Annotated in this window: 16 protein-coding genes and 6 tRNA genes; 11 read left to right on the forward strand and 11 right to left on the reverse strand. The window is 53.4% G+C overall.

The features are described 5' to 3' along the window. Positions 1-7: 7 nt before the first annotated feature. The 3 genes from acnA to ACQUQU_RS05315 all read right to left on the reverse strand — a co-directional run bounded on the left by acnA (position 8) and on the right by ACQUQU_RS05315 (position 9,096). A complete protein-coding gene (gene acnA, locus ACQUQU_RS05305; protein WP_430462212.1) occupies positions 8-2,740 on the reverse strand; it encodes an aconitate hydratase AcnA in 2,733 nt (910 codons plus the stop codon). Between the two features lie 309 nt (positions 2,741-3,049). Further along, the gene (locus tag ACQUQU_RS05310; protein ID WP_430462213.1) at positions 3,050-5,992 is read right to left on the reverse strand and encodes a COR domain-containing protein; all 2,943 of its coding nucleotides are present in this window, start codon (positions 5,990-5,992) and stop codon (positions 3,050-3,052) included. Positions 5,993-6,303: 311 nt separating this feature from the next. Beyond that, the gene (locus tag ACQUQU_RS05315) at positions 6,304-9,096 is read right to left on the reverse strand and encodes a bifunctional aconitate hydratase 2/2-methylisocitrate dehydratase (protein ID WP_430462214.1); all 2,793 of its coding nucleotides are present in this window, start codon (positions 9,094-9,096) and stop codon (positions 6,304-6,306) included. A 543-nt stretch (positions 9,097-9,639) separates the two neighbouring features. Here ACQUQU_RS05315 and ACQUQU_RS05320 point away from each other — a divergent pair. Continuing rightward, positions 9,640-11,769: a molybdopterin oxidoreductase family protein gene (locus ACQUQU_RS05320; RefSeq protein ID WP_430462215.1), complete on the forward strand. Its 2,130-nt coding sequence runs from the start codon at positions 9,640-9,642 to the stop codon at positions 11,767-11,769. Positions 11,770-11,876: 107 nt separating this feature from the next. Continuing rightward, positions 11,877-13,019 (forward strand): 4-phosphoerythronate dehydrogenase PdxB, encoded by a 1,143-nt coding sequence (gene pdxB / locus ACQUQU_RS05325; RefSeq protein ID WP_430462216.1) that lies wholly within the window; start codon positions 11,877-11,879, stop codon positions 13,017-13,019. Between the two features lie 112 nt (positions 13,020-13,131). Here pdxB and ACQUQU_RS05330 read toward each other — a convergent pair whose 3' ends face one another. Then, entirely contained in the window at positions 13,132-13,554 is a 423-nt protein-coding gene (locus tag ACQUQU_RS05330) for a hypothetical protein (RefSeq protein ID WP_430462217.1), read from the reverse strand. After that, positions 13,554-14,771, reverse strand: a complete 1,218-nt coding sequence (locus ACQUQU_RS05335) for a pyridoxal phosphate-dependent aminotransferase (RefSeq protein ID WP_430462218.1) — start codon at positions 14,769-14,771, stop codon at positions 13,554-13,556. Before ACQUQU_RS05335 ends, ACQUQU_RS05330 begins: the two co-directional genes overlap by 1 nt. 92 nt (positions 14,772-14,863) lie before the next feature. On the opposite strand from ACQUQU_RS05335, the gene msrB reads away from it, so the two are divergent. The 3 genes from msrB to ACQUQU_RS05350 all read left to right on the forward strand — a co-directional run bounded on the left by msrB (position 14,864) and on the right by ACQUQU_RS05350 (position 16,373). Next, positions 14,864-15,274 carry a peptide-methionine (R)-S-oxide reductase MsrB gene (gene msrB / locus ACQUQU_RS05340; protein WP_430462219.1) on the forward strand — a complete coding sequence of 137 codons (411 nt, stop codon included), beginning with the start codon at positions 14,864-14,866 and terminating at the stop codon, positions 15,272-15,274. 140 nt (positions 15,275-15,414) lie between these two features. Continuing rightward, entirely contained in the window at positions 15,415-15,891 is a 477-nt protein-coding gene (locus ACQUQU_RS05345) for a glutathione peroxidase (protein WP_430462220.1), read from the forward strand. 14 nt (positions 15,892-15,905) lie between these two features. Then, on the forward strand, positions 15,906-16,373 hold the full coding sequence (locus ACQUQU_RS05350) for a MarR family winged helix-turn-helix transcriptional regulator (RefSeq protein ID WP_430462221.1): 468 nt from the start codon (positions 15,906-15,908) through the stop codon (positions 16,371-16,373). Here the strand turns inward: ACQUQU_RS05350 and ACQUQU_RS05355 are convergent. Beyond that, the gene (locus ACQUQU_RS05355) at positions 16,342-18,375 is read right to left on the reverse strand and encodes a response regulator (protein ID WP_430462222.1); all 2,034 of its coding nucleotides are present in this window, start codon (positions 18,373-18,375) and stop codon (positions 16,342-16,344) included. The two genes, ACQUQU_RS05350 and ACQUQU_RS05355, sit on opposite strands and share 32 nt — an antisense overlap. Positions 18,376-18,501: 126 nt before the next feature. Beyond that, positions 18,502-19,245 carry a hypothetical protein gene (locus ACQUQU_RS05360; protein WP_430462223.1) on the reverse strand — a complete coding sequence of 248 codons (744 nt, stop codon included), beginning with the start codon at positions 19,243-19,245 and terminating at the stop codon, positions 18,502-18,504. Positions 19,246-19,380: 135 nt separating this feature from the next. Here ACQUQU_RS05360 and ACQUQU_RS05365 point away from each other — a divergent pair. The 6 genes from ACQUQU_RS05365 (at position 19,381) to ACQUQU_RS05390 (ending at position 20,590) form a co-directional block, all read left to right on the forward strand. Next, positions 19,381-19,456 (forward strand) — tRNA-Glu (locus tag ACQUQU_RS05365). 38 nt (positions 19,457-19,494) lie between these two features. Beyond that, positions 19,495-19,570: transfer RNA gene (locus tag ACQUQU_RS05370), tRNA-Gly, on the forward strand. A gap of 173 nt (positions 19,571-19,743) precedes the next feature. Next, positions 19,744-19,819, forward strand: a tRNA-Glu gene (locus ACQUQU_RS05375). A gap of 41 nt (positions 19,820-19,860) precedes the next feature. Next, positions 19,861-19,936, forward strand: a tRNA-Gly gene (locus tag ACQUQU_RS05380). A 443-nt stretch (positions 19,937-20,379) separates the two neighbouring features. Next, a tRNA-Glu gene (locus ACQUQU_RS05385) sits at positions 20,380-20,455 on the forward strand. Between the two features lie 59 nt (positions 20,456-20,514). Beyond that, a tRNA-Gly gene (locus ACQUQU_RS05390) sits at positions 20,515-20,590 on the forward strand. 689 nt (positions 20,591-21,279) lie between these two features. On the opposite strand, the gene ACQUQU_RS05395 is transcribed toward ACQUQU_RS05390, so the two are convergent. The 4 genes from ACQUQU_RS05395 to ACQUQU_RS05410 form a co-directional block, all read right to left on the reverse strand. Beyond that, positions 21,280-22,548: an NAD(P)/FAD-dependent oxidoreductase gene (locus tag ACQUQU_RS05395; RefSeq protein WP_430462224.1), complete on the reverse strand. Its 1,269-nt coding sequence runs from the start codon at positions 22,546-22,548 to the stop codon at positions 21,280-21,282. A 61-nt stretch (positions 22,549-22,609) separates the two neighbouring features. After that, complete coding sequence (locus tag ACQUQU_RS05400) at positions 22,610-23,761, reverse strand: alginate export family protein (protein WP_430462225.1); 1,152 nt, start codon at positions 23,759-23,761, stop codon at positions 22,610-22,612. A 38-nt stretch (positions 23,762-23,799) separates the two neighbouring features. Next, positions 23,800-24,663, reverse strand: a complete 864-nt coding sequence (locus ACQUQU_RS05405; protein ID WP_430462226.1) for an ABC transporter ATP-binding protein — start codon at positions 24,661-24,663, stop codon at positions 23,800-23,802. 26 nt (positions 24,664-24,689) lie between these two features. Then, positions 24,690-25,694, reverse strand: coding sequence for an ABC transporter permease (locus ACQUQU_RS05410; RefSeq protein WP_430462227.1), 1,005 nt, complete (start codon positions 25,692-25,694; stop codon positions 24,690-24,692). Positions 25,695-25,756 lie beyond the last annotated feature (62 nt).

Here is a 25,756-nt window from a genome sequence, read left to right on the forward strand (position 1 = left end):
TTAAGAGTTAGCTATTCGCCGCGATAATATCGCGCAATACCATCGGCAGAATGCCTTTGTGGCGGATCTGCTCAAGTTCAGACGAGGTATCCACGCGCGACAGCAGTTTGTGCTGTTCAGTCGTGCCGTCTTTGCGCTTGATGGTCATTGTTACGGAGCCACGCGGTGCCAGGCTATCAATACCCGCCAGATCGAAGGTTTCAGAGCCATCCAGATTCAGCGAACCCAGCGTCACGCCTTCCGGCAGTTGCAGAGGCAGTACGCCCATACCCACAAGATTGGACTTGTGAATACGCTCGAAGCTTTCGGCAATAATGGCTTTTACACCCAGCAGAGCAGGGCCTTTGGCCGCCCAGTCACGGGATGAGCCAGTACCGTACAGCTTGCCGCCGAATACAACCGATGGCGTGCCTTGCTGCTGGTAGCGCGAGGCCGCGTCATAAATCGACATCTTCTCGGCATCGCCATTGGCGTTGTAGTAGTTAGTCACCGCGCCTGTGGTGCCCGGCAGCATCAGGTTGCGGGCTTTTACGTTGCCGAAAATACTGCGCAGCATTACATGGTGGTTACCACGACGGGCACCGAGGGAGGTCAGGTCGTTGGCATCGACACCGATCGACATCAGGTATTGCCCCGGTGCGGAATCCGGACGGATACGGCTCACCGGCGAAATATGGTCGGTGGTGGTGTTGTCATCGCACATCACCAGCATGCGTGCGTTGCTGATGTTGTTCAGTGAATCTTTTGGTGTTTCCAGCGCGAAGCCATCGAAGAAAGAGATTTCCTGAATGTAGCTCGACTTCTCATCCCACTGATACACAGGGCCGGTCGGTGATTCCAGCTTCTGCCAGCTTTCCGGGCCAGCGAGTGAGTTCTCGTAGGTTTCACGGAAGGCTTTCGGGTCCATGCACTCGTGCATGGTTTGGGTGATTTCCGCGTTGCTCGGCCAGATGTCTTTCAGGAACACATCATTGCCCTGAGCGTCTTTGCCCAGTGGCTCTTTGGTAACGTCGATATTCACATTGCCGGCAATCGCCATGGCAATAACCAGCGGCGGCGACATCAGGAAGTTGGTATCAACATCCGGGTGTACGCGGCCTTCGAAGTTACGGTTACCCGACAACACAGACGACACAATAATGTCATGGTCACGCAGCGCAGCTTCAATGCTCGGCGCCAGTGGGCCAGAGTTACCAACGCAGGTCGTACAGCCGTAGCCTGCGGTATTAAAACCCAGCGCATCCAGATGCTCCTGTAATCCGGCTTTGGTTAAGAAATCAGTCGCTACCGGTGAGCCAGGAGCCATCGAAGTCTTAACGCCGTCAGGCACTTTCATGCCCAGCAGGTTGGCTTTTTTCGCCAGCAGGCCGGCGGCAATCAGCAGACCCGGGTTAGAGGTGTTGGTACAGGCGGTAATCGCGGCGATCACAATATCGCCGTCTTTTAAGGTGCGCTCTGGCAGCGATTGGAAAATACCGGCTTCGTCGGCCTTAACCGGCGTAACGGTAGCGACTTCAGGGGTACGGTCGCCTGCAGCGGCGGCTTTCTGGAATACCTTGCCGATATCACCCAGAGGCAGACGGTCTTGCGGGCGTTTTGGCCCGGCAACAGACGGCTCAACGGTTGACAGATCCAGATGCAGCAGGTCGGTGTAGCGCGGCAGTTTCTGGCCCGCTTTCCACGCCATGTTCTGCGCCTGGTAATACGCCAGCGGCAGGTCGCCATCGCGGCCGGTCGCTTTCATATAGTCAGCGGCGATTTCATCAAACGGGAAGAAGCCCATGGTCGCGCCGTATTCCGGCGACATATTGGCGATGGTCGCACGGTCCGGCAGTGACAGATTGGCGCTGCCTTCACCCACGTATTCCACGAATTTACCAACCACACCGCGCGGGTATTTGCGCAGCATTTCGGTGATGGTTAATACCAGGTCGGTGGCGGTCACGCCTTCGCGCAGGGCGCCGGTCAGCTCAACACCAATGACTTCCGGTGCCAGCATTTCCATCGGCTGGCCCAGCATAGAAGCGCCGGCTTCAATACCGCCCACGCCCCAGCCAACAATACCCAGTGCGTTGGCCATTGGCGTGTGGCTGTCCATACCGATCAGGGTATCCGGGATCATCAGCTCGTCTTGTTCCCCATTTCCCTGAACCAAGTAGCCCTGAGCCAGATATTCCAGGTTCACCTGATGCACGATACCGGTTTGCGGCGGAATAATACGGATGGTGTTAAACGCCTGCGCACCCCATTTCAGGAAGGCATAACGCTCTTTGTTACGGGCAGCCTCCAGCTCGCTGTTAATGCGCAGCGAGGCCGGACTGCCGGTGTTGTCCATGGTCACCGTGTGGTCGATCACCAGATCCGCACGCACCAGAGGCTCGATAATGGCCGGGTTCAGACCCATACGCTCAACCGCAGAGCGCATCGCGGCAAAGTCGACGATGGCAGGAGTACCACTCAGATCGTGCATGATCACACGACCGGCGGTGAAGGGGATTTCTACCGGCTCTGTACCCTGATGCTCAGGCCAGTTGCCCAGCGCCTGCAGCTGCTCAACCGTGATGCCGTTTTTGCCGACATTACGCGCAATACCTTCAAGGATAGGGCGCAGAGAAAACGGCAGATCATCCAGATTGATGCCGAAGCGTGCTGCGGTGTCTGGCAGGCTGTGAAAACGATGAGACGTGCCTGGTAGAGTCTTAACCGAGCTTGAAGGGTCGAAATGGGTGGCTGATGTCATGCTGGATTCCTGGTGAATACAGAGTGTGTTTTTAACGAAGCAATGCCAACGCAGATAGCTTTTCAGCAACTTGCTGGTGAATACAGGGGAGGCAGAAGCTCGAATTGTCGCCAATTCTAACGGCACAAGGGGGTAAATCAAGGTTTTTGGCCGCTGCTTTAGTTGGATTGTATACAATCCTGAGCGGTTCAGGAGTAAGCGGGCTGTGCTGGAGGGGGCGGGGCAGGGGCTCGTGGGAGCAGTATTGTGGCTTCTCTGTAGCGCTATGAGCCGCCAAGCTCAACTGAGCGGCTCATAGCTCATACATTATTATGATTTTGGATGAACTCCAAAATTAACCATAATGTGAAATATATGGCGAATCTGCTCTGTGTCGTCAATTTTAATGTCTGATCTTCCAATCTTTATATTGGCTTTATCTTCAAAATTATTGGTTATATCGTCATCTAAATCTAAGTGTTTTTTGTATTGTCTCCACAAATAGTTCAGATTCTTGACTTTTGCGTAGGTGATTAAGTAGTCGGCAGGATTTCCATGCGTGTTATAGTTGTTAGTTAGTTTGTCGTAATGTTCTGAAATGGTTTTCTTATCCGCTTTGGTTAATACCATTGCTTCGATTATGGCCTCTTGTTGGCCATATTTATTGAGGATTACTAAATCCCGCTCGCCGCTTCCTTTTCCTGAGCCGCTAAAGCCTCCTCTGGATTGGTCAGAGACAAGAATTCCGTTGGAATTAAATGACTCCTTTAATCGATCATTAATGTCGTTTTCCAGTTCATGAATGATTTTAGCTCGAAATTCTGTAAATCGAAGTAAGGTTCTAATTAGAAATACTAATATGTACTGTGGTCCGAGCTTGCGGTCGTCAGGTCTTTTGTATTGCCCCAGAAGCGTGGGGACATCATAGTCAATATCTTCGAGCTCTCCTGATTCTGGATTTATTACTTCGAGTGAAATAGAGTCCTTCTCTTTTATGAAAGCCCGCTCTATTCTGTCATAGTTAACGTATCCAACAACCTGAGAATAAGTTTCATTAAAGAGGGCGATTTCTTCGTTGTATGGTTTCGCTTTATCTCTGTTTGCATTGATTTGCGCTTTTTCTATAGCTTCAATATTTGAGCGAATCCATTGTAAGAGATTTCTGGCATTTTCATCTCTGGTGGTTAGGTTTACCTCAATGCTTTGATTGTGCTCGTCTGCGGTTATGATGCCTTTACAATCCTTGTGAGCTACGAACATTCCACTTCGCCAATATTTGCTGGTTTTTTCATCAACATAACTATGCATTCTGACAATCAGTTGTGGGAGTGTATTGGATTTCAATAGTCCCTTTCTGTGATAATTGAATCGAATGTTTAGACCTTTTGAGTAAGAAGTTCTATTGTATTCAGGAGTAACAGAAGGAAGTCTCATTGGTATTAGTAAGTCGTTATTGTGCTGAAGTCTGAATCCAAGCTCAAATTTGATTAATAGGTCAATGAGCCACTGTTGTTGAACTATTGTATAATCATCATCGAGAATGCTGCTGATTAAATCTTCAGAGTAGACTCCGGGCGTGCTTGATGGACTTCGTACTATCTTATATACAGCATTAGTCACCCATTCTGGCTTAAGAATTTGTGTTAATTTTAATCTGAAATCATTGGGGTATGCGACGACTGTGCCTATGCTGTTGAGTATTTTTAATAGTGCAGTTTGTAGGGGTTTGATTTTAATTCCTTGCTTCTGGCATTCGCTATCGTAGATATCCTTTGCGATTATGTTTTCCGTCTTTTTGTAGTGCTCGATAGATTCTTTAACCTTGTGCCAGCTTTCAGGTAGTAGTCGATTTATTCCATTTAATTTAGGTAATTGGTGTGATATTTCATATGTTAGCCTTTCGATGGAGTTCCCGATTTTATTCTTAACTTCTTCAGATAAAGTATTAAGGTTACATGCACTTGTCGGAATTACTTGAATAATATTAAAGTTGCTTTGATACCTTTGTAAATCGAACTGATAGTTCAGATTTTGATCGCTATGGTTTGCAACTACTATAATGGGAGAGTCGGCGCTGTAGCTTTTAATGGTGTTTAGCCAGTGGAGATCTCTGGCTTGGTTGTCTTCTTTTTGTGCATCTAATACGTAGATATATAGACTTCTTTCGGTCAAAAAAAACTGATGGGTCTGATGGGTGAGTTCTTGGCCCGCGAAATCCCATATGTTTGCAGTGTAGTCGTTGAATGCTAATTCGGATATGTCGATACCCTGTGTTGAGGTTTGATTCGCATTGTGTGGATTTCCTAGTAGTCGATTAATGATGGATGTTTTGCCCACGCGTTCATCGCCAACGACTAAAATTTTTGCTTGCTTTAGTGGCTTTAGAGTGGCTTCATCATAGTTATTTAGAACTTCAATTTTTTCGCTTGGTGTTAGTTCGTGGAAGGATGGGTCGGGGATGGTGAGCTTGTTATCATGTAAATTAAGAGTAACATTAACATTAGGTAACTTTTCTTTAAGATCCGTTAATTTGTTGTTATTTAATGCTAGGTGGATCAGGTTTTGAATTCCTTTTAAGGAGTTCCCAATTTCATGTATTTCATTGTTGTCTAGGCATAAGATAAGTAATTCTTTAAGGTTGGATAGTGATAGTGGTAATTCCTTTATCTGGTTTCCTGAAAGTATTAAAATCTCAAGATGCTTTAGTTTTTCTATCTCTTCGGGTATATCCTTTATTTTGTTATATTTGAGGTCTAGTAATTGGATGTTAGAATTTTCTGATTTAAGGATAAAGGCGGGGAATTCAGATAGAGAATTATTTGATAGGGATAGGTGTTCAATTTTTAATAGTTCGCTAAATGACTCTGGTATATGCGTGATGGAATTGGAACTGAAATTTACAACTCTAAGATTTGTTAGATTTTTTATTTTCTGAGGTATATTGCTGATACGGCTGCCTATAATGTGCAGTCGCGTTAGTGATTTTAGTTTGAATATATAGTCTGGTATTTCTTCTAAATCGTTGTGTTCTATATATAGTTCTTTAAGCTCTTTACAATGTTCCAATAGTGGAAGATTTTCAATGTTTGATCTGATTAATAGTGCTATTAAGTCCCCTGACTTGTTGGTGGAATAAAACCCTTTTCCTTCGAAATTGGCGTAGAACAGTTCGAATGTTTCACTATCATCTATTTGTTCTAACCCTTCGACTAAATCAGATAGCTCGGGCTTGATTTGGGTTAGTGTTGACTCTACAGGAGACGCAGTGGTCATACTGGTAACTTCCATATTGATTGAATTGGCGATAGTTAAACATCGGGCTGGTGTTGATGCAATTATCTCTTACGATCGAAAAAAAACCGGCTCCTCTTGCGAGTGCCGGTTTTTTTATTCGATCGCGTTTTGTTTCAACAGAAGCCGATCAGTTCAGTGAGTTGCACAGGCTGATACCTGAATCCACTCTTCGTCATTGATCTTTTGTGCGTTTGAATACGTTCAAAACCCAATCCTTCGTTCTGAGCTTAGCCCGCTGCCTGAGCCTTAAAGGGTCAGGGCAGTGGGCTAATCGCCTCAAAAGCTACCGATTAGATAGCTTTCAGAGGGATAGACGGACGAGCCAGATCTTTTGACGGTGGAGCGAAAGAAGTCAGGTTGATACCGTCAACTGCTGCTTTGTACTCTTCCAGAGTCGGGAAACGACCCAGAATAGTAGACAGAACAACCATTGGGGTAGAACCCAGCAGAGACTCACCTTTCTTCTCGGCGCTGTCTTCTACTACACGGCCCTGGAACAGACGGGTAGAGGTCGCCAGAACGGTGTCACCAGCTTCTGCTTTTTCCTGGTTACCCATACACAGGTTACAGCCAGGACGTTCCAGGTACAGTTGGTTTTCGTACTTGGTACGGGCAGCTTCTTTCGGATGAGCATCATCGAAAATGAAGCCAGCGTATTTCGCCAGGATGTCCCAGTCGCCTTCGGCTTTCAGTTCGTCAACGATGTTGTACGTTGGTGGTGCAACAACCAGTGGCGCTTTGAAAGTGATAGGACCGTTCTTTTCCAGGTTACGCAGCATGGCAGCGATGATCTGCATGTCGCCTTTGTGAACCATGCAAGAACCAACGAAGCCCAGGTCAACTTTACGGCCATCGTAGTAAGAAGCCGGACGGATTACGTCGTGGGTGTAACGCTTGGATACGTCTTCGTTGTTTACGTCCGGGTCAGCAATCATTGGTTCGTCGATGCTGTCCAGGTCTACCACAACTTCGGCGTAGTACTTGGCGTTGTCATCCGGAGCCAGAGCTGGTGCAGTACCAGATTTCACTTCTTCGATACGCTTGTCGGCCAGAGCGATCAGGCCTTGCAGCATGCCGGCTTCGTTTTCCATACCTTTGTTGATCATGATCTGGATACGGGACTTGGCCAGTTCCAGAGACTTGATCAGGGTTTCATCGGTAGAAATACAGATAGAAGCTTTCGCTTTCATTTCTGCAGTCCAGTCGGTGAAGGTGAAGGCCTGGTCAGCCAGCAGGGTGCCGATCTGTACTTCGATTACACGACCCTGGAATACGTTTTCGCCGTTGAACTGCTTCAGCATCTGCGCCTGGGTAGCGTGTACGATGTCGCGGAAGTCCATGTGTGGCTTCATCTGGCCTTTGAAGGTTACCTTCACAGACTCTGGGATTGGCATGGCTGCTTCACCAGTAGCCAGTGCGATAGCAACGGTACCTGAGTCAGCACCGAACGCTACACCTTTGGACATACGGGTGTGAGAGTCACCACCGATGATGATCGCGCGGTCATCCACAGTAATGTCGTTCAGTACTTTGTGGATTACGTCGGTCATTGAGTGGTAAACGCCTTTCGGGTCACGTGCAGTGATTACACCGAATGCGTTCATGAAGGCCATCAGTTTAGGGGTGTTGGCCTTGGCTTTTTTGTCCCATACAGACGCAGTGTGACAGCCAGACTGGAACGCACCATCAACACTGGTAGAGATGGAGGCCGCTGCCATGGATTCCAGTTCCTGACAGGTCATAGGACCCGTGGTGTCCTGAGAACCTACGATGTTCACTTTAACGCGAACGTCGGAACCAGCGTGCAGTGGGGTCTTGGACTTAACGCCTACGGCGTTGCGGTTGAAGATTTTTTCAACAGCGGTCAGGCCCTGACCTTCGTGAGAGATTTCTTTGGAAGCGGCGTAAACAACCGGTGCTTCAACGCCCAGAGTTTCAGCAGCGAAGGTCTGGATTTTCTTACCGAAAGTAACGGCGTAAGAACCGCCGGCTTTCATGAATTCCACTTTTTGTGGAGTGAACGCAGAGGCTACGTCAACCAGCACGTTGCCTTCGCTGTCCAGCAGCTTCTTGGCTTTGGTGTCGATGGTCAGAACGGTACCGGTCTTAACAGAGAATTTCTCTTCCAGTACTGCGTCGCCGTTGGCGTCACGTACGATGTTGCCGTTTTCGTCTTTCTTCTGTACCCAGTTTTTCAGGTCCAGACCGATACCGCCGGTTACACCAACAGTGGTCAGGAAGATAGGCGCGATACCGTTGGTACCAGCAACAACCGGACGGTTGTTAACGAACGGGATGTATGGAGAGGTTTTTTCACCAGCCCACAGTGCCACGTTGTTTACGCCGGACATACGGGAAGAACCTACACCCATGGTGCCTTTTTCAGCGATCAGCATCACTTTGGCGTCTGGGTTGGCTTCTACCATCTGCTTGATTTCTTTCTGAGCTTCAGGAGAAATCATGCACAGGCCGTGCAGTTCACGGTCAGCACGGGAGTGAGACTGGTTGCCCGGAGACAGCAGGTCGGTAGAGATATCACCTTCAGCAGCGATGTAGGTGATGACTTTGATTTTTTCCGGAATGTCGGCCAGCTTGGTGAAGAATTCAGCTTTGGCGTAGCTTTCCAGAATGCCTTTCGCAATGGCGTTGCCAGCTTTGTAAGCAGCGGCCAGACGAGTGGTGTCGGCGTCGTACAGGAATACCTGAGACTTCAGAACTTCACCAGCAGCGGCAGCGTTGGCATCGTCAGACAGAGCGATGTCCAGCAGGGCTTCAACAGAAGGGCCGCCTTTCATGTGAGACAGTTGCTCTAACGCGAACGCTGGAGAGATTTCAGCAACGGTTTCTGCACCGGTAACGATGTCTTTCAGGAACTTAGCTTTAACACCAGCGGCAGGGGTAGTACCTGGCAGGGTGTTGTAGATGAAGAAGTTCAGAGAGGCTTCGCGCTCTGCATTGCCGGTATCTTTGATCTGGGCAATGATTTCAGACAGCAGTTCTGCGCTATCGATTGGTTTTGGGTGTAAACCCAGATCCTTTTTACGAACCTCAATTTCTTCCAGGTATTCTGAATACAGACTCATTTGCGACCCTCTCAAAGCCTCAGTAGCAGGTATTGGCAGTTCAGTTCAGCAACGAGGGGTAGGGTTCGTTGTGACTAAGTACCATCTAGTAAGAAGGGCAGCTCCTGCGCAGACGATCAGCCTCTGCAGAAACAACCCTCCTATAATCGCGCGAAGTATACCGGAATTATGGCGTCAGGCTCATTAGTCCCCCTGATGTGCATTATTCATAAGATATATGATTGTCAGGGGCGGCATTTTTTCGGTTTATCGGATCGTTCGCCGCTCGGCAATCAGCCGCGGCAGGGGGCGATTCCGGCGCTTTGACCGGGCACAGGCCGGTGGAATGACAAGGGAGTGGCCGGTGGAATGACAAACGAAGTGAGCGGTGGAATGGCAGGGAAATGAGAGGCCGATAACAGCCGCTCAAGCGCACGGTTGGCCAGCCGGATTTGTCCTGAGTTTTGGCACAAAAGGCCTGTTCCGTGCCATTGAGTAACCGGTATAGTCAGGAAAAACAATAAGCCCGGCGTCAGTCGGCTATTCAGCAGCCAGGACAACAGCATGACCATTCAGACGCACAAACGTACCTGTAGCCTGTGCGAGGCTACCTGCGGTATCGAAATCCGTTACGACGATCAGACCGGCGATATCGAGTCGATCAAAGGCGATAAATCCGACCCCTTCAGTCGTGGCTATATCTGTCCGAAAGCCACCGCGCTGCAGGATCTGCACAACGACCCCGACCGCCTGCGCAAACCCCTGAAAAAAACCGCCTCAGGCTTTGTTGAGATCTCCTGGAAGCAGGCGCTGCATGAAGCGGCCTCTGGCCTGAAACGCGTGCAGCAGCAACACGGCCGCGACGCAGTGGGCTCGTATCTGGGCAATCCGAACGTGCACAACTACGGCAACCTGTTGTTCGGGCCGCTGATGCTGCGCGCACTGGGCTCAAAGAATAAGTTCTCGGCGACGTCGGTCGACCAGTTACCGCACCATATGGCCAGCTATTTTATGTTTGGCCATCAGTTGATGATTCCGGTGCCGGACATCGACCGCACCGATCTGATGATCATTATCGGTGGTAACCCGATGGCGTCGAACGGCAGTCTGATGACGTCGCCGGACATCAAAAACCGTCTGAAAGCCATCCGTGAGCGGGGCGGTCATTTGCTGGTGATTGACCCGCGCCGCACCGAAACCGCTGACATTGCCGACGATCACTGGTTTATTCGCCCGGGCAGCGATGTGCTGCTGCTGTTATCGCTGCTGTATGTGTTCACCCACGAATTGCAGGGCCGTCTGCCGGCCTTGCCAGACTACGTTGACGCCGAACCGCTGGCGCCTATGGTCAGTGCCTTCGCACCGGAGCAGACCGAAGCCCATACCGGCATCCCGGCGCAGCAGGTACGCGCGCTGGCCGACCGCTGGCTGAGCGCACGCTCAGCCGTGTGCTACGGCCGCATGGGCGTGTCTGTGCAGCAATTTGGCGGGCTGTGTCAGTGGCTGATCAATGTGCTGAACGTGCTCAGCGGCAATTTCGACCGCGAAGGCGGTGCGATGTTTACCCGTCCGGCGGTGGATCTGCCGGCGGTAACGGCCGCGCAGGGCGGTCGTGGTCACTACGACCGTTTCCGCAGCCGGGTGCGTGGTTTGCCGGAGTTTGGCGGTGAGCTGCCGGTCGCCACGCTGGCCGAAGAAATTCTGACGCCGGGCAAAGGGCAAATCCGTGCCATGGTGACCATGGCCGGCAATCCTGTGGTGGCAACGCCGAATGCGCGCCAGCTCGATCAGGCGTTTGAGTCGCTGGATTTTATGGTGTCCATCGATTACTTCCTCAACGAAACCACCCGTCACGCCGACCTGATTCTGCCGCCGTGCGGCCCGCTGGAGCGAGACCATTACGACCTGATTTTCAACGCGCTGGCGGTGCGCAACGTGGCTAAATATTCCGACGCCCTGTATCCGCTGAAAGACGGCGCCCGTCAGGACTGGCAGATTCTGCTGGATCTGACCAAACGGCTGAACCGCGGCGGCTTTAAAAAACGTCTCAGCACCCGCTTAACGCTGGCGGTGATGGGCTGGATGGGCCCTGAGGGTATCCTCAATAAGCTGCTGAAAAGCGGGCCTTACAAGCTGGATCTGAAAACCCTGAAAGACAACCCGCAAGGGATGGATCTTGGTGCGCTTACGCCGTGTATGCCGGGCCGTCTGTTCAGCAAAAACAAACGTCTGAACCTGACGCCTGCGGTGTTTACCGACGCGCTGCGCGACGCCGCCACCACGCTGCTGACGCAGAATGTGGCGCCGTTTGTTCTGATTGGCCGCCGCCATATCCGCTCGAATAATTCCTGGCTGCACAACAGTCAGCGTCTGGTGAAGGGCAAAAGCCGCTGCACCCTGATGCTGAATCCGCAGGATGCCGAGGCTCTGGGCGTCAGCGACGGTGGTCAGGTGAGCGTGGCGTCGCGCGTGGCTGAGCTGGTGGCCGTGGCTGAAATCACCGATGAGATCATGCCGGGTGTGGTCAGCCTGCCGCACGGCTTTGGCCATCATCATCCGGATATCCGCCTGCAGGTAGCCAGTTCGGTGGCGGGTGTAAACACCAATGATCTGACCGACGATCAGCTGGTCGATGCCTTAACCGGCAATGCCGCCCTGAATGGCGTGCCGGTGCAGCTGCGCGCCGTCGGCTGACCCCTTCCGGGCGCTGATTAACCGGCACCCGGCCTTGCCCTGTGGCAATTGTCATCAGCCATGACAATTGCCACAATGCCCCTTCCTCCCCACGAGAGCAGAGATCCGTGCACATAGTTGCTGACGAGAATATTCCCCTTCTGAACGAATTCTTTGGCGATATCGGTGAAATCACCCGGGTGGAGGGTCGCACCATGACCCGCGCCGATCTGGAACATGCCGATATTCTGCTGGTCCGCTCGGTCACCAAGGTGAACCGGGCACTTCTCGACGGTACGCCCGTGCGCTTTGTCGGCACGGCCACCATAGGCACGGATCACATCGATCTGGATTATCTGGCCGAGGCCGGTATCGGTTTCAAGAGCTCACCGGGCTGCAACGCCCAGGCGGTGGTCGATTACGTGCTGAGCGCCATGAGCGTGCTGGTCGACGAGCGCGGCGTGCAATTTTCGGATCTGACGGTGGGCGTGATCGGCGTCGGCAATGTCGGCCTTCTGCTGCGCAATCGTCTGGAAGCCATGGGCGTGACCGTGCTGGCGGTGGACCCGTTCCGCAGTGAAGACGAGGTTGGGGCGCTGGTGTCTCTCGATGAGGCACTGGCGGCGGATGTCGTGACGCTGCACACGCCGCTGACTCAGGATGGCGAGCATCCGACGCATCATCTGATCAATGCACAGCGACTGGCGCAGATGAAGCCGGATGCCTGCCTGATCAATTCCTGCCGTGGTTCTGTGGTCGATAACGCTGCATTGCTGGCGCATATGCAGGGCCATCGCGATTTTGAAGCGATTCTGGATGTGTGGGAAAACGAACCGCACCTTGACCTGAATCTGATGAACCGTTGCCTGCTGGCGACGCCGCACATCGCCGGCTATTCGCTGGACGGCAAGATGCGCGGTACAGAGTTTGTGTATCAGGGCTTGTGTGAATTTTACGGTCTGCCGGTACGGCGCAAGCTGGCTCAGTTCCTGCCGGAGCCGGGTGTTAAACGCGTGAATTTCTCCGATCAGGTGCCGCTCAATCAGGCGGTGCGGACGGCGATCCGGGCGTCTTATGAAATCCGCGTCGACGACGGCGTGATGCGCTCGGCGATGAAACGCTCCGACGATCTGCGCGCGACCTTTGATCGTCTGCGTAAGAATTATCCGCTGCGCCGGGATATTCCGACGCTGCGGGTCGGCGTGCCGGCAAAGTGCCACGATCTGCTGGCGGCGCTGGAAGCCACGGGTTTTGATGTGCGGGTGAAATAAGCGGCCGTTTTGCATTCAGCAACGACCATAAAAAACGGGCCCGATGGCCCGTTTTTTTATGCGCAGGTTTTGGGCTTTATTGGGGGCCTCATTCGGGGCCTCATTTAGGACATCAGGCCAGCAGAATCTGGTCGCGGATCAGTTGCCCTGTCAGCATGGCGTCGCCTTTCAGGCGGGCGTATTCCAGTAACTGGAACACCGGCGTGTTGTCGTCCGGTGGCAGGTCGGCGTCGTCGCTTACCGCCGTTCTGGCCTGCGCAATCAGGCGGGTAAAAGCCTTGCTGGTGAGCACGAAGTCGTCGACCGACTCCTGCCGGTTCATGCTGGAAAAACGGATATACCCTTCTTCCTGCAGCCATTGCAACGTGCCCAGCGCCGCTAAATGGCGGTCGCTGTGCAGACCGAATTCGTCCACGGTATCCGGGCCTGAAATGTCTTCAATAAAGAGTTGCTGCAGGCGCGGAAAGGCGCGGAAACCCATGAGCAGGGTGGCCGCGCAATCCATGTAAAAATCGTCGATATGAACGTCGAGCATCAGAGCTGCTGGTACGTGCTGAAGAAGGTTTTGGTTTTATCCAGTGCCGTGGTCAGGTCTTCCGGACGCGGCAGGAACACCACGCGGAAATGATCCGGGTACGGCCAGTTAAACGCGGTGCCGTGCACAATCAGAATTTTCTGTTGTTCGAGCAGGTCGAGCACCAGACGTTCGTCGTTGCGTACGTTGAATTTCTTCGCGTCCACTTTCGGGAAGCAGTACAGCGCACCTTTCGGCTTCACGCAGCTGACACCCGGAATATCGTTCAGCATTTCGTAGGCGATGTCGCGCTGCTGGCACAGACGGCCACCCGGAGCCACCAGGTCGTCGATGCTCTGATAACCGCCCAACGCCGTCTGAATGGCGTACATAGCCGGCACGTTGGCGCACATACGCATGGACGCCAGCAGTTCCAGACCCATGATGTAGTCGCGGGCTTTGTGTTTGGCGCCGCTGATGATCATCCAGCCGGAACGGAAACCGGCCAGACGGTAGTTCTTGGACAGCCCGTTGAAGGTGATGCACAGCAGGTCGTCGCACAGCGAAGCGGTGGAGGTGTGAGTCACACCGTCGTACAGAATCTTGTCGTAGATTTCATCGGAGAACACCACCAGATTGTGCTGACGGGCAATTTCCAGCATCTGCACCAGAATCTCGTCCGGGTATACGGCACCGGTCGGGTTGTTCGGGTTGATGATGACCATGGCGCGGGTCTTGTCGGTGATCTTGGCGCGCATGTCGTCGAGGTCCGGCATCCAGCCTGAGCCTTCGTCACAGATGTAGTGCACAGCGCGACCGCCGGACAGCGCAACCGCACCGGTCCACAGCGGGTAGTCCGGTGCCGGCACCAGCACTTCGTCGCCGTTATTGAGCAGACCCTGCATGCTCATCACGATCAGTTCAGACACGCCGTTGCCGACGATGATGTCTTCAATACCGACGTTGGCAATTTTCTTCTGCTGGGCGTATTGCATGATGGCTTTACGGGCAGAGAACAGGCCTTTGGAATCGGCATAACCTTCGGAATCCGGCAGGTTATAGATCACGTCCTGAATGATTTCTTCCGGTGCATCCAGACCAAAAGGCTTCGGGTTACCGATGTTCAGTTTCAGAATACGGTGACCTTCTTCTTCCATGCGCTTCGCCGCCTGCAGAACTGGTCCACGCAAATCGTAAAACACGTTGGCCAATTTGTTGGATTTGAGAACTTCCTGCATGGACTTTGCTGCCTTTGTTGAATGGAAACAGAAAGCTGGCATCATACTCTGACGAACGACGCTCTTAAAGGGCAAACACCGGGACTTCCATCATGAAAAAAACAGTTAAAAGCCCGCAGGAATGGGCACAGGAACTGGACCCGCAGACCTATCACATCACCCGCGAAGCCGGTACCGAACGCGCCTTTACCGGCCGCTACTGGGACTGCAAAGAGCAGGGTGTTTATCACTGTGTTTGCTGTGGCGAACCTCTGTTTCTGTCGGACGCCAAGTTCGATTCCGGTTGTGGCTGGCCGAGTTTCTTTCAGCCGCTGAACGCTGAGGTGATCGACGAGCACATGGATACCAGTCATTTTATGGTGCGCACCGAAGTGCGCTGCTCGGCGTGTGATGCCCATCTGGGCCATGTCTTTACCGACGGTCCGGCACCCACTGGTCTGAGGTACTGCATCAACTCGGCGTCGCTCAACCTGAAAAAAGACGGCAACCAGGACCCGGACTGAGTGGCAGGCCAGAGCGCTGACCAGCCTCGGGGTTGCGCGCGACTGGCCTGATCCAAAACAAAGGCAATCAGCGATTGCCTTTGTTTTTCGCCAGCTATATTGTGTGCAATACAATTTTAAGCAATATGGTTGGAGTCGCTATGTCAGTTCTGAACGTACAAATGCCGCTGCTCAATGGTCAGGAGCAGGATCTGTCTGCTTATAAAGGGCAGGTGGTGCTGGTGGTGAACACCGCCAGTGAGTGCGGCTTTACCTATCAGTATGAAGGTCTGGAGAAACTCTACGGCCAGTACAAAGACCGAGGACTGGTGATTCTGGGCTTCCCGTGCAACCAGTTTGGTTATCAGGAAAAAGGCGACAACGCCACCATCGGCGCTTTCTGTCAGAAGAACTACGGCGTGACCTTTCCGATGTTTGCCAAGATCGATGTGAACGGTGACCTGGCGGCGCCGCTGTACAAAACCCTGAAAAAGGCCGCACCGGGCCTGCTGGGCACACAGTCCATCAAGTGGAATTTCACCAAGTTTCTGATCAACCGCGACGGTAAGGTGGTGGGTCGTTATGCGCCGACCACCAAGCCGGAAAAACTCACCGCCGATATCGAAGCCCTGCTCTGATCCGGGGGATATTCATGGTCGCTACCAAGGTTTTGCCGCAGCTGCATCTGGACAACCAGTTGTGTTTTTCGGTTTACACCCTGTCGCGGCTGGTAACGCAGGCGTACCAGCCGATGCTGACGGAACTGGGTCTGACCTATCCCCAGTATCTGGCCATGCTGGTGCTGTGGCAGGCGCAGGAAGAAAAGCAGCTGCCGGTTCCGGTGCGCTTTCTGTGTGAACGTCTGGTGCTGGATACCGGCACCATGACGCCTTTGCTCAAACGACTCGAAGCAGCGGGCCTGATTGAGCGGCGTCGCTCGGCCGACGATGAACGGGTTGTGCTGGTGGAGTTAACCACGGCCGGGCGGCAGTTACGGTCCCGGGCGGCGGATGTGCCGGCCAGTATTCTCTGTGCCAGTCATGTTTCTCTGGATGAGGCGGTGGCCCTGCGCGAGGAATTGCAGGGGCTTATTCGCCGTTGGTCGGCGCCGGAGGAGTAAGCGGAAATCCGTCCAGCCACTGAATCATGGTGGCCTGAATCTGATCCTGAGTGAACGGCTTACCGATGAAGTCGTTCATGCCGGCGGTCAGGCAGTTCTGACGCTCGTTTTCCCCGGTCAGGCCCGTCAGGGCGATGATCGGGGTTTTCATATTCAGCGAATGGCGGCGGATTTGCCGTGTCGCTTCAATGCCGTCCATCACCGGCATCTGACAATCCATCAGAATCACGTCGTAATGTTTGCGCTGCGCCTGTTCCAGCGCCTGCAGGCCGTTGTCGACCGCGTCCGGTGTAATGCCTAGATTGCGCAGGAAGCGCTGGCACAGCATGCGGTTGATGGTGTTGTCATCGACCAGTAAAACCTGAGCCGAGCGGCTTTTGGGTTGAGGTGTTGGAATTAACTGCTGCAGATCGCGCAGCAGATCTTCGCGGCGGTACACCTGATCGGGTGAGGTGGTGTGCAGCAGCAACTGTTGCCCCGGCAAACCTTCGTGCAGCTCATCGGTTAACAGCAGGGTCGCGGCGCCCTCCTGTCCCTGGGTGCTGGCCGTGATTTCCCAGTCACTCAGCCAGCGGATGACCTGATGGGTCAGCAGGTCGTTGGTCATGGATACGCGCACTTTGGTGTGACGCAGATAGTCGCGCAGCGGCGTCAGTCGTTCGCTGAGCCAGAGAACAGGGATCACCACGACAACGCGCAGCGGACCGCTTTCCGGCTTGTCGATTTCCATGCGGCCCCCCAGCGCGCGGGTAACCGCCGCCAGCGTACCCGGCGCCAGCTGAAACTGGTGTTCAATGACCGCATTCAGCGCGCTGCAGGGCAAGGCAAAATGTTCGCCGGTGAGTACGGCTTCCAGCCCTTCCTGATGACGGCGGATGGTCAGGCTCAGTTCGTCGGGCATGGATTGGGCGGCGATGCTGAACAGGTTGTCGAGCAGCAACGCAAAGCGCTTGGGCGCCACCAGAATGCTGTCGGTAATTTCCAGCCGCAGCCGCAGGCCCGATGGGCACAGTTCAAAGCGCTCCTGACTCAGGCTTTCAAGCTCCACCAGTGCTGTCTGCTCCGGCTGTTCGATAACGCTCAGTCGGGTGAGCAAGGTCAGCAAACGGCCGATCTGCGCCTGATCGGCGTCCGTCAGTTGCGGGCGAATGGCCTGCAGCAATTCCTGTGTCTGCGGCAGTACCACGGTCAGCAGAGGGATCTGGCTCTGGCGCTCATCGTCCGGTGTTTGGGCGGACAGTCGCCGGCGCATGCTGCTCAGGGCATCCGAGCGCTTATGAATCAGGGTTTCCAGTTTGGCCGAATAGTCGCTGATCAGGCTGGCAGAGCGTTTGCGCTCGACGATATGGTCTTTCAGCAGGCTGAGCAGGCGTTGGGTGCCTGCGATGACGTCGCCCAGTTCATCCTGACGCTCGCTGCTGAACTGCTCAAGTTCCGCGACCTCAATATTGTCCGGCGTCAGTTCACCGATTTGCTGTGACAGGCGGGTGAGTGGGCGGGTGATGCGCCAGTAGAAACTGGTGAAGACAAACAGCGCCACTATGGTGGTGGTCAGAATTATAAAGAGGACGTTGTGGCTTACCGAGCGGTAAAAACCGCTGGTCATATCGCAGATGTCGGCCTCGACCACGAGTTTACCCAGATGCGTATCTGAGTATTCCAGCAGGCGGACGTCGATGGCCGGCTCGCCAAACAGAAACAGATCGAGCTCGTCCGGTTTGCACTCGGCAGGGGCTGTAGCGCGGGCCTGAATGCTGCCGTCGCTGTCGAGCACAACGACCGATGCAATCTGCGGATGGCGGGCAAGTCCATCGGCCAGATGCTGATTCAGGCGGCTGTTGTAATTGAAGGTCGCGAGATTAAAGGCGGGCAGGGTAGCGGCAATCAGACTGTTGCGCTGTTGAAGGTAATCTTTCTGCAGGGTGTCGATACGGTCGTTAATGGAGTAGACGCTGATCAGCATCGCCAGCAGTAAAGCGACTGCCGCCGTGTGAAGCGCCATTTGCCGCGCCAGGTGGTTGGATCGAAAACCTTGAACCGACACGCATTCCCTCGCCGTTGACTGAATAGAGTCAGACTCTACCCGACCTGCTCCCTCCATGTAAGTTGCGCAGCCGGCTTTTTGTGATCAGAAAGTCTTTTTCTTCCAGGCGTCTTCTTCGGCGGCCAGTAATTCTGTGCCTTCTTCCAGCCGGGTGCCGCCCCGGTTTTGCTGACTGACCTGCAGTTGTTCCTGCAGCTGTTCGTTGAGACGTTCCGACAGCCGGGTCAGTTCGTCTGGCAGCGGGTCGGGTGTTTTCAGTGCCGCCAGTGCCTTACGCAGGTAATGAATGGCCTGAGAGGTGTTGGACAGGTGGATAGCGGCGGTGGCTTTGCTCTGGAAGACGGTCACGGCGAGGCGGATGTTCAGGAATTTGGCTTCGCTCAGAATCACTCTCGCCTGATCGGCGGGCAGCTGGTGACTCTGGTAGTCCTTCTTTACGTGTTCGATCAGTCGCTGCAGCAGGGTTCTCATATCCTGGGCCTGTTTGGGTTGGGCGGGCAGAGGCGTCTGACCCGAGGTGCGGTGGTTTTGCCAGACCGCGGCCAGTTCGGCGGCGCGGTTGGCGCGGGGGTCGGGGGCGATGCGCAGTTCACCGAGTTTCATCAGGTGGTGCTGGATCTGACTGGCCAGATACAGCATGCAGGGGCCCGACATCCAGGCCTGCAGGGTTTCACCGATCAGCACGATTTCGCCGATGGTGTCGGAATGAGCGACGGCAAGGCGGGCGCGCTCAAGCTTTTTCTGCTCCTGCCAGCGTAGAAACCACAGGGCTCCTACCGCAGCGATGGCGGTCACAACTGCCAGTATGACGAGTGTGAGTGTGGACATGCGTCAGGCTTCCTGTTCCGTCTGGCTGATCTTTGTACAAAACTGTATCTCCTTAATTGTAGACACAAAAAAGTTTGCTGCAGGGGTTGACGACCTTTAAAAGCATCCATAGAATTCGCGCTCCCTGACAGCGATGTCCCATTCGTCTAGAGGCCTAGGACACCGCCCTTTCACGGCGGTAACAGGGGTTCGAATCCCCTATGGGATGCCATTCCTTAAACAGAATGGTGTGGACACGCTGACAGTTTTGCGGGAATAGCTCAGTTGGTAGAGCACGACCTTGCCAAGGTCGGGGTCGCGAGTTCGAGTCTCGTTTCCCGCTCCAAACTTCTTAAAAGAAGGGTTGGAGAGCAAAACAGGAACAGGATTAGCCGAGGCGACCAAGGGTCGCGAGCTGGAACGCCAGCCCGGTCGATTCTCGTTTCCCGCTCCAAACTTTCTTTATGATGGTTTGGCTGGTATCAGGGATGCTGACATGGTCAGCGCTTTAAGCGATGTGTCCCATTCGTCTAGAGGCCTAGGACACCGCCCTTTCACGGCGGTAACAGGGGTTCGAATCCCCTATGGGATGCCAACTTCCTAGAAGTGGCACCTGGAACACATCAGCTTAACATTGCGGGAATAGCTCAGTTGGTAGAGCACGACCTTGCCAAGGTCGGGGTCGCGAGTTCGAGTCTCGTTTCCCGCTCCAAATTCAAAAAGCCGGATCAGAAATGGTTCGGCTTTTTTCGTTTCAGGGCGTTCGATTGTTTGTCAGTCCCGTCCATGGGATTGATCCTGCGGATTCGCTGCGCTCACACAAAAATGCTCCGGATATTTTTGGCCAGCCCGATGTTAAAAATTCAGTTAACGTGTCGGCCGGTTTGGGATGCGCCGACCGCCTTGTCCGGTCTGATGCTGTTCGAAGGCGATTATTCAACGGCCTTGATCGCCGGTCAGTCTGTAAAACGGCCAGCTTCGGTTGTGCCGAGGACGAACAGTCGCGTATTTCCGCCCTCGGGAAGGGAAGAGTGACGGCTTGTTTGGTTAAACTCTGTTCAAATTCCGGGTTTTTCTCGAAGCTGTTGATTTAAAAGAAAAAAGTGCTTGCACAACCAGAAAATATGCGTAGAATGCGCAGCGTGAGTTAGCGATGTCCCATTCGTCTAGAGGCCTAGGACACCGCCCTTTCACGGCGGTAACAGGGGTTCGAATCCCCTATGGGATGCCAAACTTCTTAACTGCGTAAGCAGAGAAGGTTGTCATTTCAGGACCAGCTAACAACACATTGCGGGAATAGCTCAGTTGGTAGAGCACGACCTTGCCAAGGTCGGGGTCGCGAGTTCGAGTCTCGTTTCCCGCTCCAAATTCAAAAAAGCCGGATCAGAAATGGTTCGGCTTTTTTATTGGGCTGCGACCAGAGGTCGCGAGCTGGAGCGCCAGCCCGGTCGAGTCTCGTTTCCCGCTCCATATTTATGAAAGCCCGGCTTACCAGCCGGGCTTTTTCTTTTGCGCGTCAAACTGTTTGTCAGTCCCATCCATGGGACTGATCCTGCGGATTCGCTGCGCTCACACAAAAATGTTCCCGACATTTTTGTCCCGCTCCAAATTCAAAAAAGCCGGATCAGAAATGGTTCGGCTTTTTTATTGGGCTGCGACCAGAGGTCGCGAGCTGGAGCGCCAGCCCGGTCGAGTCTCGTTTCCCGCTCCATATTTATGAAAGCCCGGCTTACCAGCCGGGCTTTTTCTTTTGCGCGTCAAACTGTTTGTCAGTCCCATCCATGGGACTGATCCTGCGGATTCGCTGCGCTCACACAAAAATGTTCCCGACATTTTTGTCCCGCTCCAAATTCAAAAAGCCAGTTCAGAAATGAACTGGCTTTTTTCGTTTCGGAGCATTCAATTGTTTGTCAGTCCCGTCCATGGGGCGATCCTGCGGATTCGATACGCTCACACAAACCTGTTTCCGGCATTGTTGTCGTGCGCTATATACAAAAAAGCCTGTTCTGACCTGAACTGGCTTTTTATTGGGTGAAATTCGCAGCGACCCGATGGTCAGCGTGCACAGGCCGTGCGGCCGAATAATAAATTCACGCGGATATCGCCAACGTCGCAGTCGTCCGTCATCAGCTCGTGATACCAGCTGCTGTCACTGACATCACCGACAAACAGGGCGCCCACCACTTTATTCTGTTTAAGCAGCACCTTGCGGTACACACCATCGTATCTGTCCAGCAATTGCAGCACTTCGGTGTCGTCGTCGGCTTCATATTGGCCGATGCTGTGAATATCGACACCGGACACTTTCAGTTTGGTCAGATGTTGGCGTTCGGTGTAATGGGCGCTTTTATCCTGCGGACGTTCGGGGGTAGCAGCGGAGCCATATTGGCGTAGCAATGTGTCAGCCAGCACCTTAGCCTGATCCCAGATGGGCGCGACCAGTCCGTAGGTATTGCCGTCGAATTCACAGCATTCGCCCAGCGCATAGATATGCCCGGCAGACGTCTGCATCCGGTTATTCACGACAATGCCGTGGTTGCAGGTCAGTCCTGAAATCGCCGCAATTTCTTTATTGGGCGTAATACCTGTGGCAAATACCACCAGATCGGTCATCACACACTGGTCGTGGCCTTCGATATTAACGGTCACGCTGGTGACCAGACGCTGCTGGTCGCGCTGAATTTCCTGCATGGTGTGCGGATTGCACCCGGCTTTCACATCGATATCACGACGGATTAATTCCGCTTCCAATAACGAGGAGGCGGTGGCATCCAGCTGACGGTTCATCAGTACCGGATTGCGGTGAATCAGGGTGACATCCACCCCGTGTGAACGTAAACCGGTGGCGGCTTCGACCCCGAGCAGACCGGCGCCAATCACAGTGGCGTGACGCATAGCGGGCAATTGCCGCAACATCACATCGACATCACTCATGGCGCGGAAACCAATCACGTTATCGGCGTCGCTGCCGTTCATGGCCGGAATAAACGACCGTGACCCAGTGGCAATAATGAGTGCCTGATACGGAAACTCTGCGCCGTCGCTGCAGACAACGCGCTGCTCCTGAACATTAATGAAGTCGACGCGGGTATTTAAATGAATGCGGACGCGGTGCTCGTCGTACCAGTCCGGCTGATGAGGCGTGATGGCCTCCAGAGACGTTTCTCCACCCAGCAGGGGAGACAACATAATGCGGTTGTAATGAGCAATGGCTTCGTCGCTCAGTACGTGAATGGTGTGAAAAGGGTGGTCGGTTCCCAATTCCTCCAGCACCCGGTTAGATGCCATGCCATTGCCAATAATTACCAGAGAATTGCTGCTCATAACCGGTTTCCTGCAAGAAAAAACAGGAGCAGCCAGGCTGCTCCTTTCTGTTCTGAGCGTATCAGAACTTGGTCTGTGCCCACAGCCAGAACTTGTCGGTATCAACACCAAAGTCGTCAGCAGAGTAGGAGGCGTATTTCGCACCAATGGTATAGGTTTTGGCCACAACCATAGAAGCGACTACGTCTACTTCGCTACCGTATGTATCGCTGCCTTCTACTGCATCAAAGGTGTGATAGAACGCCGCCAAGTTAACACCTTTTACGGCGCCCGCTGCTTTAACATAGGTATCGCTCAGGCCATCCGCTGGCGTGGCCAGGAACATATCGGCCCAGCCGTTAAAGGCGTGTTTAGTAGCCAGAGCTGTCTGGAAACCATAGGCACCGTCATCGCTGCCCAGAGTTTCGTTACCCAGTGCCAGAGTCACGCCTTTTACCAGTGCACCGGCTTCCAGTGCGAAGTAATCAGCGTCAAACTCAGCGGCGCCGGTGTCTACGCTCTGAGTAGCATATTCCAGGCTGTACAGCGCAGTAACGGTATCGTTGATGGCTTTTTTACCAGCAAAACGAACGCCATAAGTGTCGTCAGTTTTATCGCTGTCGTTGTCTTCCAGCAGGTAAGCGTAACCTGTTACTTTGCCCAGAGAGGTGTTGTAGCTTACGTTCAGCAGGTGGTCGGATACGTCTGCGTCGAATTTGCGCAGGATGCCGTTTACCTGATCAACGTAAGAGTATTGAACAGCCACATCGCCCAGCGTGTAACCCAGTGTTACCGCATCGAACGTCTGTTCGTTATCGCGCCAGCCCACGTTCCCCACAAAGCGGGCGTTATCCAGAATAATACGCTGACGACCAACAACAGCGGTTACACCGTCTTTGGCATAGCTGATCTGTGCGCGGTTCCATTCGCTTTCTTCCGGGTCAGCTACGGTGTCATAGCCTGCAGTTTCCGGCGCATAGTTGTTGATCGGCGCTTTGATCACTTCGTATTCGGCCAGCACTTTAAAACCATAAAATTCTTTGGTTTCGTAACCGATAGCAGCGTCTACAGTGAGCGCGTTAGCGGTTTTTGCGTCCGCAGCGTCATCGGCATCAACTGATTCAAAACGCACTTTAGTATCGGCGTAGAGATCACCTTCGCTGATAAAATCTGCATATGCACCCTGAGCGGCGACTCCCATTGCGATCGCGAGTAAGGTTTTCTTTGCTTGCATGGCTTTCTCCTTCGTTGAAGCCCAATGATCAGAAATAATTACGCTACCTTCTCTTTCGCCGGCTCTTCTTTGGTGGCCGGTTCTTCTGTTTGTGGTTTCGCAGCTGGCATGCTGTCGTCCACCTTCCTTTGTTTTTCGTACAGGAAGCTCAGTACCTGATGACGGTAATGGTTGTAGCGCGGATCATCCGCCAGTTCGATGCGGTTGCGCGGACGTTCCAGATCGATATCCAGAATTTCGCCGATGGTGGCCGCCGGGCCATTGGTCATCATCACAATGCGGTCAGAAAGCAGCACGGCTTCGTCCACATCGTGGGTAATCATAATTACGGTGTTATTCAGTTTGCGCTGGATCTCCATCAGGGAGTCCTGCAGGTGGGCACGGGTGAGGGCATCGAGTGCGCCGAAGGGTTCGTCCATCAGCAGCACGTCAGGCTCCATCGCCAGGGCGCGGGCAATACCCACACGCTGTTTCATACCACCGGAAATTTCGTCCGGGCGTTTGTGCATGGCATGGGTCATGTGCACCAGCTCAAGGTTGTGCTCAATCCAGGCTTTCATTTCGGCTTTGGATTTTTTGCCTTTAAATACCTGTTTTACCGCCAGTTCGACGTTTTCGTAGGCAGTCAGCCACGGCAGCAGCGAGTGGTTCTGAAATACCACGGCGCGTTCAGGACCAGGCTCATTCACTTCTTTACCGTTCAGAACCACGCCGCCTTCGGTGGCTTTCAGCAGGCCGGCAACAATATTCAGCACGGTGGATTTTCCGCAGCCGGAGTGACCGATCAGGGAGATGTATTCACCTTTATTAATTTTCAGGAACACGTCGCGCAGCGCACGGAATGAACCTTTCGCCGTATTAAATTCAATGCCAACCTGGGTTAATTCGAGAATCGGGTTCATAAATTTTCTCCAAATATTCGTGTCGGTTAACGCAGGGTTGCGGCTTTGTCCCAGCTGACGTAACGCTGGATCATGAGTATGATGCGGTCGAGCAGGAAGCCGATCAGACCGATGGTGATGACTGCTACCATGATGCGGCCGAGGGAGTTGGAGCTGCCGTTCTGGAATTCATCCCAGACGAATTTGCCAAGACCCGGGTTCTGCGCCAGCATTTCCGCCGCGATCAGTACCATCCAGGCAATGCTCAGTGACAGACGCAGGCCGGTGAACATCATAGGAACCGACGCAGGCAGTACGATTTTGCGCACATGTGTCAGCCAGTTCAGGCGCAGCACCATGGACACGTTTTTTAAATCCTGGGAAATCGACGCCACACCCACCGCGGTATTAATCACGGTTGGCCACAGGCAGCACAGCATCACGGTGATCATGGAGTTGACGAATGATTTCGGCACTACAGGGTCATCGCTCACGTACAGGGCGCTCACCACCATGGTAACCAGCGGCAGCCAGGCCAGTGGCGATACCGGTTTGAATACCTGAATAACCGGGTTAAATGCGGAATACAGGTTCGCGCTCAGGCCAATGGTGATGCCCAGTGGTACAGCAATTAACGAGGCCAGAAAGAAGCCGCTCAGTACGGTAATCAGACTGGTGCCAATCTGGTCGAAATAGGTTGGCTTGCCGGTATAAGGACGGATTTTCGCTTCGTAGGAAGGATCTTCCGCCAGACGTTCGGCATTGCGCTTTTCCTGACGCTCATAGAACGCATCTTCTTTGGCACGTTCTTCTACGTGTTCGGTAATCAGGGTTTTGCTCTGGGCCAGTACATCGGACGGACCGGGAAACTGACCAAGCGATGTATTGATATTGCTTGCGGCTGCATGCCAGATCATCAGGAAAACCAGAATGCCGGCGAAGGGCAGGCCCAGAGTGCGGACGATGGTCTGGATATTCCGGCCGACATCTTCACCTTTGGCAATTTTTACCACGGGTTCCAGCCAGGGCATGTTTGACAGTGCAATATTCATAATTCTGCGCTCCATTAGGGGCTTTTTTTAACTCGGGCGGTCGTGCCGGACAGCTGCGCCCT

Source organism: Thalassolituus sp. LLYu03 (assembly GCF_050507655.1).
GTDB lineage: Bacteria > Pseudomonadota > Gammaproteobacteria > Pseudomonadales > Oceanobacteraceae > Venatoribacter.